The sequence below is a fragment of the Cupriavidus sp. 86D6 genome, assembly GCF_057815095.1.
This window is the reverse complement of record NZ_JBYPSB010000023.1, coordinates 42186-56828: the sequence shown is the minus strand read 5'-3', so window position 1 is coordinate 56828 and position 14643 is coordinate 42186. Positions and strand designations below refer to the sequence as shown.

At 66.2% G+C, this 14643-nt stretch carries 14 protein-coding genes; 7 read left to right on the top strand and 7 right to left on the bottom strand.

The window, feature by feature from the left end; all coding sequences use genetic code 11:
* Window positions 1–82 precede the first annotated feature (82 nt).
* From AC3G88_RS28075 to AC3G88_RS28055, 5 genes are read right to left on the bottom strand one after another with little or no spacing between them, the layout of a single operon-like run.
* Entirely contained in the window at window positions 83–1009 is a 927-nt protein-coding gene (locus AC3G88_RS28075) for a formyltransferase (protein WP_488772438.1), read from the bottom strand.
* Complete coding sequence (locus tag AC3G88_RS28070) at window positions 997–1989, bottom strand: glycosyltransferase (RefSeq protein WP_488772437.1); 993 nt, start codon at window positions 1987–1989, stop codon at window positions 997–999. The genes AC3G88_RS28075 and AC3G88_RS28070 overlap by 13 nt, the downstream gene beginning before the upstream one ends.
* Window positions 1968–3143: a DegT/DnrJ/EryC1/StrS family aminotransferase gene (locus AC3G88_RS28065; protein WP_488772436.1), complete on the bottom strand. Its 1176-nt coding sequence runs from the start codon at window positions 3141–3143 to the stop codon at window positions 1968–1970. Before AC3G88_RS28065 ends, AC3G88_RS28070 begins: the two co-directional genes overlap by 22 nt.
* A gap of 6 nt (window positions 3144–3149) precedes the next feature.
* The gene (locus tag AC3G88_RS28060; protein ID WP_066739936.1) at window positions 3150–3521 is read right to left on the bottom strand and encodes a DMT family transporter; all 372 of its coding nucleotides are present in this window, start codon (window positions 3519–3521) and stop codon (window positions 3150–3152) included.
* The gene (locus tag AC3G88_RS28055; RefSeq protein WP_488772435.1) at window positions 3518–5233 is read right to left on the bottom strand and encodes a glycosyltransferase family 39 protein; all 1716 of its coding nucleotides are present in this window, start codon (window positions 5231–5233) and stop codon (window positions 3518–3520) included. The genes AC3G88_RS28060 and AC3G88_RS28055 overlap by 4 nt, the downstream gene beginning before the upstream one ends.
* Window positions 5234–5631: 398 nt before the next feature.
* On the opposite strand from AC3G88_RS28055, the gene AC3G88_RS28050 reads away from it, so the two are divergent.
* A complete protein-coding gene (locus AC3G88_RS28050; RefSeq protein ID WP_488772434.1) occupies window positions 5632–6447 on the top strand; it encodes a hypothetical protein in 816 nt (271 codons plus the stop codon).
* Between the two features lie 79 nt (window positions 6448–6526).
* Here the strand turns inward: AC3G88_RS28050 and AC3G88_RS28045 are convergent, their stop codons facing one another.
* Both AC3G88_RS28045 and AC3G88_RS28040 read right to left on the bottom strand, forming a co-directional pair.
* On the bottom strand, window positions 6527–6811 hold the full coding sequence (locus AC3G88_RS28045; protein ID WP_488772433.1) for an amino acid ABC transporter permease: 285 nt from the start codon (window positions 6809–6811) through the stop codon (window positions 6527–6529).
* Window positions 6812–6969: 158 nt separating this feature from the next.
* Window positions 6970–7881, bottom strand: a complete 912-nt coding sequence (locus AC3G88_RS28040; RefSeq protein ID WP_488772432.1) for an amino acid ABC transporter substrate-binding protein — start codon at window positions 7879–7881, stop codon at window positions 6970–6972.
* A gap of 232 nt (window positions 7882–8113) precedes the next feature.
* Here AC3G88_RS28040 and AC3G88_RS28035 point away from each other — a divergent pair, with 232 nt between their 5' ends.
* The 6 genes from AC3G88_RS28035 to AC3G88_RS28010 all read left to right on the top strand — a co-directional run bounded on the left by AC3G88_RS28035 (window position 8114) and on the right by AC3G88_RS28010 (window position 14631).
* Window positions 8114–9217, top strand: coding sequence for an acyltransferase family protein (locus tag AC3G88_RS28035; protein ID WP_488894357.1), 1104 nt, complete (start codon window positions 8114–8116; stop codon window positions 9215–9217).
* 286 nt (window positions 9218–9503) lie between these two features.
* Window positions 9504–10742 carry a GTP cyclohydrolase II gene (locus tag AC3G88_RS28030; protein WP_488772430.1) on the top strand — a complete coding sequence of 413 codons (1239 nt, stop codon included), beginning with the start codon at window positions 9504–9506 and terminating at the stop codon, window positions 10740–10742.
* Window positions 10739–12046 carry a URC4/urg3 family protein gene (locus AC3G88_RS28025; protein ID WP_400393806.1) on the top strand — a complete coding sequence of 436 codons (1308 nt, stop codon included), beginning with the start codon at window positions 10739–10741 and terminating at the stop codon, window positions 12044–12046. Before AC3G88_RS28030 ends, AC3G88_RS28025 begins: the two co-directional genes overlap by 4 nt.
* A 110-nt stretch (window positions 12047–12156) precedes the next feature.
* Entirely contained in the window at window positions 12157–12849 is a 693-nt protein-coding gene (upp, locus tag AC3G88_RS28020; protein WP_488772428.1) for a uracil phosphoribosyltransferase, read from the top strand.
* Window positions 12849–13544, top strand: coding sequence for a TetR family transcriptional regulator C-terminal domain-containing protein (locus AC3G88_RS28015; RefSeq protein ID WP_488772427.1), 696 nt, complete (start codon window positions 12849–12851; stop codon window positions 13542–13544). Before upp ends, AC3G88_RS28015 begins: the two co-directional genes overlap by 1 nt.
* A 145-nt stretch (window positions 13545–13689) precedes the next feature.
* The gene (locus AC3G88_RS28010) at window positions 13690–14631 is read left to right on the top strand and encodes a BMP family protein (RefSeq protein ID WP_488894358.1); all 942 of its coding nucleotides are present in this window, start codon (window positions 13690–13692) and stop codon (window positions 14629–14631) included.
* The last annotated feature ends 12 nt before the right edge of the window (window positions 14632–14643 follow it).

Genomic DNA, 14643 nt, shown 5'->3' with positions numbered 1-14643 from the left:
GGTTTCCAGGATGCGGCGCGTCAGGTGGTGGCCGATGAAGCCGTTGACGCCAAGAATCAGGACCTTTTTCATCGGTTTCCTTTCAAGACTGTGCAGGGATGATGTTCTGGAATTCGGCTGCGGAGACCGGGCTGGCGTGGTCGGCACTGCTGCCTTCCAGCAGTTGCATCACGCGCAGCGCGCCCCCGTCGCCACAGATGGCCACGATACGGCCATCCAGTACGTGCAGGCCGGGACGCAGCCCACCCGGTGCCGTGCCGCCTTCAAGTCGACGGGCCTGGGCCACGATAAAGCGGCGTCCGGCGATGTCCGTGAACGCGCCGGGGTAGGGCGGCGCCACGGCGCGGATCAGATTGTAGACGGCGGCAGCGGGCTGGTTGAAGTCGATGCGGCCGTCCTCGGGCTTGCGGCCTGAAAAATAGCTGCCGTCGGCCAGGCGATTGGGCCGCTTGGGCGTCTGGCCGGCCTTCATGGCGGGCAGCGCACGCCACAGCGTCTGCTCGGCGGCGACGGTGACCTTTTCGAAGACCTGGCCGGCCGTGTCGTCGGGCAGGATCGGCACCGACGTCTGGTCGACGATATACCCGGCGTCGGGCTTGGCCTCCATCGCGTGCAGCGTGGCGCCGGTCTCGGTTTCGCCGTGCAGCACCGCCCAGTTCACCGGTACGCGGCCGCGGTACTTGGGCAGCAGCGAACCATGCATGTTGAAGGCACCGTGCGGCGCCATGGCCAGCACGTCGGCCGGAATCATGGCGCGGTAGTAGAACGAGAAGATCACATCGGGTCTGGCCGCGCGCACCGCATCGGCCAGTGCCGGATCGGTGGGGTCTTCGGCATACAGGAACGACAGGTTCAGCTCGGCCGCGGTGTCCGCCACGCGCTGGAACCAGATGTTCTCGTCGGGCCGGTCGCGGTGCGTGACCACCAGGGCCACGTCCAAGCCCTGCGCGTGCAGCACGCGCAGGCAACGGTCGCCGACATTGTGATAGGCAAAGACTACGGCGCGCACGATACCTCCGGCTGGCTGCCTTGCTTGGGGTCGCGTTCCAGCACCGCCTGGATGCGGTAGCGGGGCCGGTCGCGCACTTCCTGGTAGATCCGGCCGATGTATTCACCCAGCAGGCCGATGCCGAACAGCATGATGCCGATCAGGAAGAACGTGAAGGCGAACAGCGTGAACACACCCTGCACTTCCGACCCGAAGATGAAGCGGCGCACGAGCAGTATCACGAACAGGCCCGCCGACGAGATCGACAGCATGGTGCCGATGGCCGAGAACCACTGCAGCGGCACGATCGAGAAGCCGGTCACCAGGTCGAAATTCAGCCGGATCAGCTGGTACAGCGAGTATTTCGATTCCCCCGCGTGGCGCTGTTCGTGTCCCACCTCGATTTCGACCGGGTTCGACGCGAACGTATAGGCCAGCGCCGGAATGAACGTGTTGACCTCGCGGCACGCGTTGATCGTATCGATGATGTTGCGGTCGTAGGCGCGCAGCATGCAGCCCTGGTCCGTCATCTTGATCTTGGTGATCCGCTCGCGCAGCCGGTTCATGGCGCGCGACGCGTAGCGGCGCCAGGCAGTGTCGTTGCGCTGGCGGCGGATGGTGCCCACGTAGTCATGGCCCTTGCGCATCTCGGCCACCAGGCGCGGGATTTCCTCGGGCGGGTTCTGCAGGTCGGCGTCCAGCGTGATCACGATACGGCCGCGCGTGTGCTCGAAGCCGGCCAGGATGGCCATGTGCTGGCCAAAGTTGCCGTTGAACAGGATGACGCGCGTGACGTCCGGGCGCTTGTGGTACTGGGCGGCCAGCATTGCGGGCGAGCGGTCCACGCTGCCATCGTTGACGAAGATCACCTCGTACGATTCGCCCATGCCGTCCAGTGCCGGGTACACGCGGTCGAACAGCGCCTGCAGCCCGTCTTCCTCGTTGTAGACGGGGATGACGACCGAGACCTCGACAGGACTTAGTGAGAGAGACGTTTGCATGTTTCGCTAAGAGTTGCACAGACCCGCTCCACGTCGGCGGCCTGCATCGCGGGGAACAGCGGCAGCGTGACGATGCCACGGCCGATGCGTTCGGCATGCGGGAGCATGCCTTCGCGCCAGCCGAGCGAGCGGAAATAGGTAAACAGATGAACGGGCGGGTAGTGCACGCCAGTCCCCACGCCTTGCTCGCGCATCGCTTCCATCACGAGCTTGCGCGCGTCGGCCGGGCCGCCGCGCAGGCGGTCCGTGGGCAGCACCACCTGGAACATGTGCCAGTTCGTGGTGGCCACGGCGGGGTCCAGCGGCAGCGGCAGTTCGATACCCAGGTCCGCCAGGCCGGCCTCGGCCGCGCACCGGAAATAGGTCTCGGCCAGCTCGGCGCGGCGTGCGGTGATGGCGTCCAGCGTCTTCAGCTGCGCCAGGCCGATGGCCGCGTTGACGTCGGTCAGGTTGAATTTGCCGCCCGGTTCCTCGACGTCCATGCCGTCCATGCCGGTACGGATCACGCCCTGCAGGCGCAGCCGCTCGGCGCGCCGGGCTTCCTCGGGCGTGTTCATGACCAGGCAGCCACCTTCGACGGTGGTGATGTTCTTGTTGGCCTGGAAGCTGAAGCTGACGAGATCGCCGAACGCGCCAATGCGCTGGCCGCGCCAGCGCGAGTCGATGGCCTGCGCGGCGTCTTCGATCACGCGCAGGTTATGGCGCTTCGCGATGGCATAGAGGCGATCCATGTCCACGGGCAGCCCGGACAGGTAGACCGGTATGACCGCGCGCGTGCGCGGTGTGATGGCGGCCTCGACCGCGTCGAGGTCGATATTGCGCGTCACCGGGTCGATGTCGACGAACACCGGCCGTGCGCCGACCGTCAGCACCACGTTGGCGGTGGCGACCCAGGTGATCGGCGTCGTGATGACTTCGTCCCCGGGGCCGATATCGGCGATGCGCAGCGCGATTTCCATCGTGGCCGAGCCATTGGAAAACGTGCGCACCGGACGGTCGCCAAACAGTTCGGACAGCGCAGCTTCAAACGCCTGCACCTTGGGGCCGGACGTAATCCAGCCCGACGCCAGCACCTTGCCGACCTCGGCAATGGTGGCGTCATCGATCTGGGGGCGTACGAACGGGAGGAAATCCTGCGGAGCGGAAGCGGTCATGGTCGGTCAGGAACGGGCAATCAGAAACACACCGGCAAGGATCAGCATGATGCCGGCCACGCGCAGCGGGCCAATCATTTCGCCGAACAGCCACCAGGCAGCCAGCGCGTTGACCACGTACCCCAGCGACAGCATGGGGTAGGCAATCGACACATCGACGCGCGACAGGCCGATGATCCAGACGCCGACGCTGATGACATAGCAGGTCAGTCCGGCGATGACCGGCCATTGCGTCAGCACCCGGAACGCCGTGGTCAGGATGGTGGCGCGCTCGATCGTGATGGCGCCCACGGCATTGGTGCCGGCCTTGAGCAGCAGTTGGGCACAGGCGTTGAGCAGCACCCCGGTGAAGATAAAGGCAAAAGTCGAAAGATTCATCGGGTATTTCCGGCTTCCTGGGCCGGCAGCGGGAAATTGCTGGCGACGACACGTCGCACATCGCGTGCCACGACGTAGAGCGGCACATGCTGTGCCACCAGGCTGTCATAGGTGTCCGGCGACATGATACCGAGCGCCGGCTGGCCGTCCTTCCATTTGGCGACAAATGCGTCCATGGTCGGAATCCATTTGTCCGGCTCCTGCTGCGTGCCGAACTCCAGTTCATCGGGCGCGGCGACCATCGTCAGCGTGCGGCCCAGGTAGAACGGGAGCGTGTGATCCAGCATGCCCACGCCGTAAATTGGCATGTTGTCCTTCAGCACGGCCTTGATGGCTGGCAGCATGTCCACGCCAGATGCCCTGCGGCCCATTACCTCATGGCCGAGCAGCCCGATCGTGCAGGTCAGGAACATCGACAGCGCAAACGCGGCCACGCTCGGAAACACGCCGCGTGTGCGCAACAGCCGGCGCGCCAGCAGCATGCCGGCCAGCAGTACGGCAAACGCCACACCAATATAGACGGCGAAGGCGCGGAACACTTCATTCGGATTGGTTTCGCGATCCAGTGTGGCCACCACCGGTGCGGCCAGCAGGCCCACCACGGCGAGCAGCAGCAGGGCGTTGATCTGGCGATTCCACGAGCGGTCGCTGATCTGGTCCAGCGCCACAGCCGCCAGTATGGCCAGCGCCGGGAACACCGGCACGATATAGCCGGGCAGCTTCGACCCCGACATGCTGAAGAAGACGAAGATGGCCGCGAACCAGACCAGGCTCATCAGGGCCGGCTGGAACGGCTTGCCGCCCGCGCCGCGCTGGGCGCCGGCCCGGTCGCGCACCACTTCCCACATGCGCGGCACCAGGCCAAGCCAGGGCAGCATGCCGGCCAGCAGCAGCGGCACGAAATACCAGACCGAACCCTTGCGAGCGTGGACCGTGGATGTATAGCGGTCCCAGTGCTCGTGGATAAAGAAAAAGTGAGGAAATTCGGGGTTCTTCGTCGAAATCAGCCAGAACCAGGGCACCGTGACCACCAGCATGGCCAAGATGCCGGTCGGCAGATGCAGGCGTCGCCACAGGCCGAGATCGCGTGTCAGCAGCGTATAGACCACCAGCACCAGACCGGGCAGAGCGATGCCCACCAGGCCCTTGGTCAGGATGGCGACCCCCATGGCGACCCAGCACGCCAGCATCCAGGCGCGGCGGGCGCCGGGCGGCGTGTCGGGGTGCTGGGCCAGCAGCATGCAGCCGAGCACGCAGGCCAAGGCGCCGGACAGCGTCATGTCCAGCGAATTGAAATGGCCGGCCACACTCCACATCGGCATGGCCAGCATGACCAGGCCCGCCAGCAGCCCGGCGCGGCAGCCGAACCAGCGCGCGGTGGCCAGCATCGTCACACCCAGCCCGACGATGCCCGACAGCGCCACGCACAGTCGGGCCTGCCAGTCGCCCACGCCGAACAGTTCGTATGCGATGGTCGTCACCCACATGTGGAATGGGGGTTTTTCGAAGTATTTCAGGGCGTTGTAGCGGATCGTCACCCAGTCCCCGGTAACGAACATCTCGCGCGAGATCTCGGCGTATCGGCCTTCGTCCGGGCGCAGCAAATGGCGGTAATCGAGCGTGCCGAACCAGACCAGCAGCACGGCGAGCACGACGAACACAACCATGCCGACAGGCAGCCCGGCTTGGCGCGTGGGCGAAGAACTACGCATATTTCTCCTGAAATGGCCGGGGTCCCGGAGGCTGTTCCTGCATTCGCCTTGTGGCGAACACCCCACAACGCGGGACGCCCCGTCCCGGTGGACACGAACGGCGCGGCGGGCTGTGCCTCCCGCGCAAGGCCTGCAAAGGCGTGGTCCGGAGGTCAGTTTTCGGGCAAGGCGACCGCTACGGGCGCGCAATGGTAGCACGAGCGCATTTCCAGCCTCGCCGTTTTGGCTCGCAAAGGGCGCTGGGCTTGGACTTGGGGGCGTTTCCGCCGCGCCGATTTCGCGTAATACTTGCGCCATTCCGGCACTTGCCTGGCAGAAACCGACCCTGCCTCCGCCGGCCCTCGATACGGACGATCGCCATGAGACCGGCGTTGCTGGTGTGGTTGCTGACAGGTGTGATGAATACGGCATTTGGGCAGGCGTCGGCCCCCGATGCTGCGCCGGTGTCGGGCATGTCGCCGCCAATGCCCGGTGGCGCGGTGCTTTGCGACGCGCCCTGGTTCCGCTCCGGCTCCCGCGTGCAGTTGGAGGGCGACGGCTCCATGCCGATGTCCATCACGATGACCTTGCGCGACGTCATGCGCACCGCCCGCGGCTGCAGCGCCCAGCTGGAGGTGCGCTCGAAGTCGGCACTGTCGGCCTTGATGGGCCCGCCCGTCGTCATGGATCAGGTCCACGAGATCAATATCGACCGTAACGCCGCCACGGCACGCACGCGCATCGACAGCCGCAACGCCGTGATCAATGCCCGTGCCCGTTATGCGCGCATGTTCGGCGAGGCGTCGTTCAATGGCAGCGGTGTCTTCAACTACGCGGGCCTGGAAATCAAGGAAGGCGCCACGCTGGAGGGAGAATCCTTCCAGTCCAGCGTGTCGCTCAAGATCTATCCGCTGGGCAAGGATGAAGTCGTGGGCACGATGCAGGCCTTGCACGCATCGATCATCGTCGGCTCGCGCCATGTGGGCCGCAAGCAGATGATCAACACGGTCATGGGCCGCAAGGAGTGCATGCCCATCACCTACGAGAAGCGCACCTCGCTGGGCCCCCTGATGGTGGGCGACGAACTGCTGCAGCTCGAACCGAGCGTGCTGCACGTGACCGACTGGTACTGCCCCATGGAAGCATTCGTGTTGCGCACGGAAATCCGGCAGAACAACGAGGTGCAGCGGGTGGACGTGACGGCGCTGGAAATGTTGCGGGAGGAGGGGCAGTAGCTTCCCTCCCTTTGTCCAGAACATAAAAAAGGAGCCGTATGGACTCCTTTCTTTTGTTGGGCAGGCGCGGGATTGGCGCTCAATTCCCTTGCGCTGGCTTCTTCGCCGGGGCCTTTTTCGATTTCGACTGTTTCGGGGCGGCGGTGGACTGGTCGGTCAGGTCCGCACGGGTGCTCTTGTTCGCGCCCTGGGAATACGGGTCGAACTTGTCGCCGGACTTGGCGCCCTGGCTGTAGGTGTCGAACTTCTCGCCCGACTTGGCGCCCTGGGAATACGGGTCGAACGACTTCTTGTCCTGTGCGATGGCAGCCACGGATGCAGTGGCCAGTCCCAGCGCGACGGCGGTGGCGATCAATTGCTTCATGGAAATCTCCTCTGAGTTGCCGCCCGGGGCAGTAATTCTCGATGGCGGTCGCGTTGTTGCTGGTCCTACCGGACGGTAGAACCAGGCTCAGGCCAGTGTGGACAAGGCCGCAAAGGGCGTCAACTCAGGGCTTTTCCGGGGAGATACTCGGAAAATGCTTATTCCGTCACAGCGTCGGAAGGGTGTTTCCAGGCTTGCAGCACTTCGGTCGAAGGCGCCAGCGCCAGGTTGGTGCCGCGCGTGCCGATCGGTTGCTGGAACCAGCGTTTCTGCAGGGCGGCGGCATCGGGGCTGGCGAACGTCCTGATCAGCGTCTGGTCTACCAGCTGCTTCCACTCGGGATCGGCCTTCGACATCATTAGCGCGTTCTGTTCCACCGACAGGGCCGGGCCGACGATCACGTACTGGGACGGGTCCTTCGACTTGGCGCGCAGGCCGGCCAGCAATACGTCGTCCATCACGAACGCCTGGGCGCGTCCCGTTTCCAGCAGCAGGAACGATTCCCCGTGATCCTTGGCGTAGACGTCACGGAAGCCATACTCGCTCTTCAGGCGGCGCACGTGGCGGTCGCCCGTGGAACCGGCACTGGTCACCACCGTCTTGCCGCGCAGGTCATTGAACGACTTGATGCCGGAATCGGCGCGCACCAGCATGCGCACGGTGGAAACATAGTGCGACACACTGAAGGCCACCTGCTTCTGGCGCTCCAGCGTGTTGGTGTTCGGTGCGCAATCCAGGTCGGCCAGGCCGTTGACCATGGCGGGAACACGATTCTGGGGCGTCAGCGGCAGCCAGCGCACCTTCAGGTCTTTCAGTCCCAGCTTCTGTTTGGCCGCCTCGGCCACGCGCAGGCACAGGTCCACCGCATAGCCGGCGGGCTGGCCCTTGTCGTCGGCGAACGAGAAGGGCAGGGCCGATTCGCGATAGCCGAGTGTGATCGTGCCGGTATCGCGGATCTTGTCGAGCACCGGGCTCGGGCTCTGTGCGTGGACGGCCGGCACGACGGTGGCGGCCAGGGCAACACCAGCGATCAGGCGGCGGACGGCGGGGAAAGCGACAGACTGGAACATGTTCGAGGGTGAGGCAGCTGCACGGAAAGACGCAAGGGTATACCCCCGGAGAGCGGGCACGAAGAATTTGTTTCTTATTAGCTAATGCCCGAGAGTAGTGCAATGAAAGTCGCCTTTTCGCCACGTCGTAACCCGATTTACAAGCGTTACGGGGCCGGTTACCTGCCCATCGACGGATGAATGCACCGATGCGGGTACAATTCGGCCCACTTTGTACCCCCGCAAATAACAAATGAGCCCCCGTCCTTCCCGTCTGGCGTGTGTAGACGCTCTGAAGGCGGTCAGCTCGCAGCTGATCGTATTGCACCACCTGGCGTTCTACGGACCGATGTCCGATGCTGCCAAGACCCTGGCGCCCGGCCTGATCGGCTGGCTGGCCGACTACGCGCGCATAGCCGTGCAGGTTTTCCTTGTCATCAGCGGATTCCTGGCCGCGCGCAGCCTGGCGCCAGGCGGCCGTCTGACCGTGGCGAGCCCCCTGCAGACCATCTGGCGCCGCTACCAGAAGCTGGTGGTGCCGTTTGCCGCGGCCATCCTGGTGGCGATTGCCGGTGCCGCCATCGCCCGCACCTGGATGCAGCACGATTCCATCCCGGCCGCGCCGCACCTGGCGCAATTCGTCGCGCATGTGCTGCTGCTGCACAACATCCTCGATGTGGACGCGTTGTCCGCCGGGGTCTGGTATATCGCCATCGACTTGCAATTGTTCGCGTTGATGGTGCTGGCGCTGTGGCTGGCACGCGCCGTGGCCCGCGATGGGCTGCCGCTGGGCGTGCCGATGGTAGGCGTGCTGGCGATGGCCTCGCTGTTCTGGTTCAACCGTGATGCCACGTGGGACATCTGGGCCGTCTATTTCTTTGGCGCTTACGGCATGGGATCGCTGGCCTACTGGGCGTCGAATCCGGGCCGCTCGTTCATGCCGCTGCTGGCGCTGGCCGCGATGGGAATGGCCGCGCTGGCGGTGGACTTCCGCCTGCGGATCGCGGTGGCGCTGGCCACGGCGCTGCTGCTGGCCGTCTCGCGTCGTGGCGGCTGGCTGGAAAGCTGGCCCGCCGGTCGCCTGACCGCGTATTTCGGCCGCATTTCCTATTCGGTGTTCCTGGTGCACTTTCCGGTGTGCCTGGTGGTCAATGCGGTGGTCACCCACCTGGTGCCGGGCCGGCCCGGGCTCAACGCGCTGGGCATGGGGCTGGCGTGGGTCGCCAGTAACGTCGCCGGCGCGCTGTTCCACCGCTATGTGGAGGCCGCCAGCCCGGTGCGTGCGCTGGTGAACTGGCTGACGGCCGATCTGCCCCAGTGGGGACGCGGGCGCCTCGGTCATCGGGCGGAAGGCTGATCCTCCCGCAATGCCAACGCCAGAACGGCACGTTCGACCGAACGTGCCGTTTTTGTTGGTGCCGACGCCGGATGCGGGGCGCGCCGGAATCCGGTGCGCGCTGCACCGGGATGTACCGCACGCGCCCTGCGGGGCGCCGCATCGAGGCACGCCGCCGGTGCGTACGGGATGCCACGGACGGTAACAACCCCACTTGGGCGTTGGCACGAACGTTGCCTACTATGAACACATAAACCTGACCATCTGGTCAGGATTCGTGTTCCGGTTTCATACCGGGGAGGCGACCATGTCCGACCATATCGTCCTGACCTCGCACGCGCGGCGCGACAAGCCGGCCGAGCCGATCCACTGGGGCGCGCCCACGGCGGCCGGGCGGGGGCCCGTGATCGCCAGCCTGACCGACCCGACCCAGCGCAACGTGATTGGCACGCACGCCGGGGCCTATGCGATCTACCGGGCGCTGGCCGTGGCCTCGGGCAGCCTGCAGCGCGCGCATCGCCCCGACCTGACGGACACCGCGCCGGCCGAGCCGATCGGCCCCCATGCGCAGTGGGGCGACCCCGACAAGATCGTATCGCTCGATCCGTGGGGCCATCTGGTATCGACGGTCTTTGCCGACCGCATCGCCGCCGGGTTCGACATCCGGCCCACCATCGCCATCACGCGCGCCCATATCAACATGCCGGAATTGCTGGCCGCCATCACGGCGGGCCGCCTGGCCCCGGATGGCGACATCCTGTATCCCAACGGCGATGTGCGCGTCACCAAGGCCGCCATCGATCCGGTCTGGTACCTGCCCGGCATCGCGCGCCGGTTCGATATCAAGGAGAGCATCCTGCGCCGCAGCCTGTTCGAGCAGACTGGCGGCATGTTCCCGGAACTGGTCACGCGGCCGGACCTGAAGGTCTTTCTGCCGCCTATCGGCGGCATGACGCTCTATTTCTTTGGCGATATCAGCAAGCTGGGCCAGCCCGAGACCCGGGTGGCCTGCCGCGTCCACGACGAATGCAATGGCTCGGACGTATTCGGATCGGACATCTGCACATGCCGGCCCTACCTGGCGCATGGCATCGAGGTCTGTATCGAGATGGCCCAGCAGGGCGGCGTCGGGCTGGTGGTCTATAACCGGAAGGAAGGCCGCGCGCTGGGCGAGGTGACCAAGTTCCTGGTCTACAACGCACGCAAGCGCCAGGTAGGCGGCGACCGCGCCGAAACGTATTTCGCGCGCACCGAGTGCGTGGCCGGCGTGCAGGACATGCGCTTCCAGGAACTGATGCCGGATGTCTTTCACTGGCTCGGGATCCGGCGGATCGACCGCTGGGCCTCGATGAGCAACATGAAGCATGGCGCGCTGACGGCGCAGGGGATCGAGGTGGTGGAGCAGGTGCCCATCCCCGAGGCGCTGATCCCGGCCGATGCGCGCGTGGAAATCGATGCGAAGGTGGCGGCGGGTTACTTCACCAGCTACACGCCGCCGGATGCCAACGAACTCGCCCTGGCAAAGGGCAGGGGGTTGAACGAATGAACGAGTATTCCGCAGGAGGTACGACCGGACACGAACCCGGCACGGGCAGCGGCTGGCACAGCCCGGTGCCGCCCGATCATCCCGCTTCCGCACTGCTGAGCGGCGAAGCGGTGCGCACGCATTGCGCGGTCGTGACCGAATTCGTCGCATCCGGCGAGTCTGAACTGTTTACCTGGCACCCGGACCGTATCCACGCGATTGCCGACTACGTGGCCGCCACCATCCGGCGGCGCTACCCCGATCTCCAGGTGCCTTACCACAGCCGCTGGCGCCATTTCGAGAGTGGCGGGCCGGGGCAGGAATCGATCAACCGCTGGCAGATCCTGTGCGAGCGCGCCGGCATGTCGGGCGCCGACCATTGTGCCGAGCGGGCGCGCATCGGCATCGACCTGGTGATCCCGAGCGTGCTGCTCGATGCCGGCGCAGGCCCCGACTGGCGCTATCGCGACCCGGCCAGCGACATGATGCTGACGCGCTCCGAAGGGCTCGGCGTGGCCAGCTTCGACCTGTTTGCCCGGGGCGGCTTCTCGGCCGAATCGGGCGATCCGCTGCGTGCCGATGCCGAGCGGCTGGCCCGTATCGATGCCTCGACCATCGCCACGGCCTTCCAGGTGGCGCAGCACAACCCGCTGGTGGGCCTGGAAGGGCGTGCCGGCCTGCTGCGGCGGCTGGGCGAGGTCATGCAGGCCACCCCGGCAGTCTTCGGCACGCCGGCGCGGCTGGGCAACCTGTTCGACTACCTGGCTGCGCATGCGAAGGACAACCGCATCGAGGCCGGCTTCGTGCTGCGCACGCTGCTGGTGGCGCTGGGCCCGGTCTGGCCGGGACGCGTGCAGATCGATGGCGTGTCGCTCGGTGACTGCTGGCGGCATCCGGCAGCGCCCGGCGGGCTGGTGCCATTCCACAAGCTCACGCAGTGGCTGACCTATTCGCTGCTGGAGCCGCTGGAGGATGGCGGCCTGGTGGTGGTGGGGCTCGACGCGCTGACCGGGCTGCCCGAATACCGGAACGGCGGGCTGCTCTATGACTTCGAGCTGACCGTGCCGCGCGACGGCGAGTTCGCCAGCCGGACCCATACCGTGGACGAACCCGAGATCGTCGAGTGGCGCGCACTGACCGTGACGGGGCTCGACCTCGTGGCCGATGCGGTGCGCCAGGCGCTGGGTCTCAAGGAAGCCGACTTTCCGCTGGCGCGCGTGCTGGAAGGCGGCACGTGGGCGGCGGGCCGCCGCATCGCGGCACAGCGCCGGCCGCCGGGCGGGCCGCCGCCCTTCGCGATCCAGAGCGACGGCACGGTGTTCTAGCGGCAACGCGGCATTGCACGGCAGTCCTGACTGACAGGCAGCCAGAGCGTGGCGGGCCCGGGGCCCGTCGCGCCCGGCCAGGCGAATTTCGGATGACCAAGGAGCGCACCATGAACGACATGTCGGACGTACCCACGGCCGTCCAGGCCTTTGCCGAAACGGAAGCCAGCGCGGCGCCCGCCGTGATGGTGGTCAACCATCCGCTGGTCCAGCACAAGGTCACGCTGGTGCGCAGCGAGGACACCACCACCGACAACTTCCGCCGCCTGGTGCGCGAGATCAGCCAGTTGCTGACCTACGAAGCCACGCGCGACCTGGCCATGGAGACCATCGCCATCAAGACGCCCATCGCGCCTATGCAGTCGCCGGTGCTGTCGGGCAAGAAGCTCTGCCTGGTGTCGATCCTGCGGGCCGGCAATGGCTTCCTGGACGGCATGCTGGACCTGCTGCCGGCGGCGCGCGTGGGGCATATCGGCCTGTATCGCGACCCCGAGACGCTGGAGCCGATCGAGTACTACTTCAAGATGCCCGAGGATATCCAGGAGCGCTTCGTGATCGTGGTGGACCCGATGCTGGCGACCGGCAACTCGGCCATCGCGGCGATCAACCGGCTCAAGGAGGCCGGGGTGACCACCATGAAGTACGTCTGCCTGATCGCCTCGCGTCCGGGGCTGCGCGCGCTGCAGTCCGCCCACCCCGACGTGGCCATCGTCACCGCCGCCATCGACAGCGAGCTGAACGAGCACGGCTACATCGTGCCGGGCCTTGGCGATGCCGGCGACCGGCTCTACGGCACAAAGTGATGGATGCCCTGGCGCGCGCGCCGTCGCCGGCGCGCGGCATCGAGCCCCGGTCCGGCCCGCCCGGCGGCCGCATCCGGCAGGAAAACGAGGCGCTGATCGTGCGCGCGGCCGAGTACGTCTTCGCGCGGGCCGGCTTTGCCGGGGCCACCATGGCCGATATTGCCGCCCGCGCGGGCGTGCCCAAGTCGAACCTGCACTACTACTTCCGGACCAAGCAGGTGCTGTATCGCGCCGTGCTGGCGCACACGCTGACGCTATGGCTGTCCGAGACCGACATCATCAGCGCCGAGCACTCGCCACGGCTGGCGCTGGAGCAGTACATCCGCGCCAAGATGCGCCTGTCGGCGAGCCATCCCGATGCGTCGCGCGTGTTCGCCAACGAACTGCTGCACGGCGCGCCGGAGATCGGCAACGTCCTGCGCCAGGCCCTGCGCGAACTGGTGGCGCGCAAGGCGATGGTGATCCGCGCGTGGATCGAGGGCGGCCAGATGGCGCCGGTGGACCCTTACCACCTGTTCTTCACGATCTGGGCCGCCACCCAGACCTATGCCGACTTCGAGGCGCAGGTGTGCGCCGTGCTGGGCGTGAGCCAGCTTGACGCTGACGACTTCGAGCACGCCACCGAGCATCTGGTGGCCTTGCTGCTGCGGGGCTGCGGGCTGCAGGCACCCGATTCCGACCCGGAGCGCGCCTGAGCCGGGCGCTTTCCGTCCCATCACAACCATCAACCACGCGCCATGGGCGCACACAACGCAGAAAAAGGGGAGTGAAGTCATGCACAAGGGAAGCGATCGTCGCACCTGGCTGAAAGCCGCAGCGGTGGCCACTGCGCTGGCCGCCATGGGTCTGCCGGCTGGCGCGCAGGCGCAGTCGAAGATCAAGGTGGCCGCGGTGTACACGGTGCCCGTGGAGCAGCAGTGGGTGTCGCGCATCCACAAGGCGCTCAACGAGGCCAAGTCGCGCGGCGAGATCGACTACGTGTTCTCGGAGAGCGTGTCGAACGCGGACTACGAGCGCGTGATGCGCCAGTACGCCGAACAGGGTAGCGGCCTGATCGTCGGCGAGTCGTTCGCCGTGGAAGGCGCGGCACGCAAGGTGGCCAAGGATTATCCGAAGACGGCCTTCCTGATGGGCTCGTCGGGCAAGCCGCAGGCCCCGAACTTCTCGGTGTTCGACAACTACATCCAGGAACCGTCGTACCTGACCGGCATGATTGCGGGCGGCATGACCAAGACCAACCACATCGGCATGGTGGGCGGCTACGCGATTCCCGAAGTCAACCGGCTGATGCACGCGTTCATGGAGGGCGCCCGCGAGATGAACCCGAAGGTGAAGTTCACGGTCAGCTTCATCGGCTCGTGGTTCGACCCGCCCAAGGCCAAGGAAGCCGCGTTCGCGATGATCGACAAAGGCGCCGACGTGCTCTATGCCGAGCGTTTCGGCGTGTCGGACGCCGCCAAGGAGCGCGGCAAGCTGGCCATCGGCAACGTGATCAACACCCAGCCGCAGTACCCGGCCACGGTGGTGGCATCGGCGCTCTGGAACATGGAGCCGACCATCGCGGCCGCGCTGGCCAAGGTCAAGGCCGGCCAGTTCAAGAACGAGGACTACGGCCAGTATTCGCTGATGAAGTTCAAGGGCGCGGAACTGGCGCCGCTGGGCACGTTCGAGGGCAAGATGCCGGCCGATGTGATGGCCAGGGTCAAGGCGAAGGAGAAGGCGATCCTCGACGGCAAGTTCACGGTCAAGGTCGTGGAGACCGAGCCGAAATCGACGCCGTAACGCCGCTGGCGC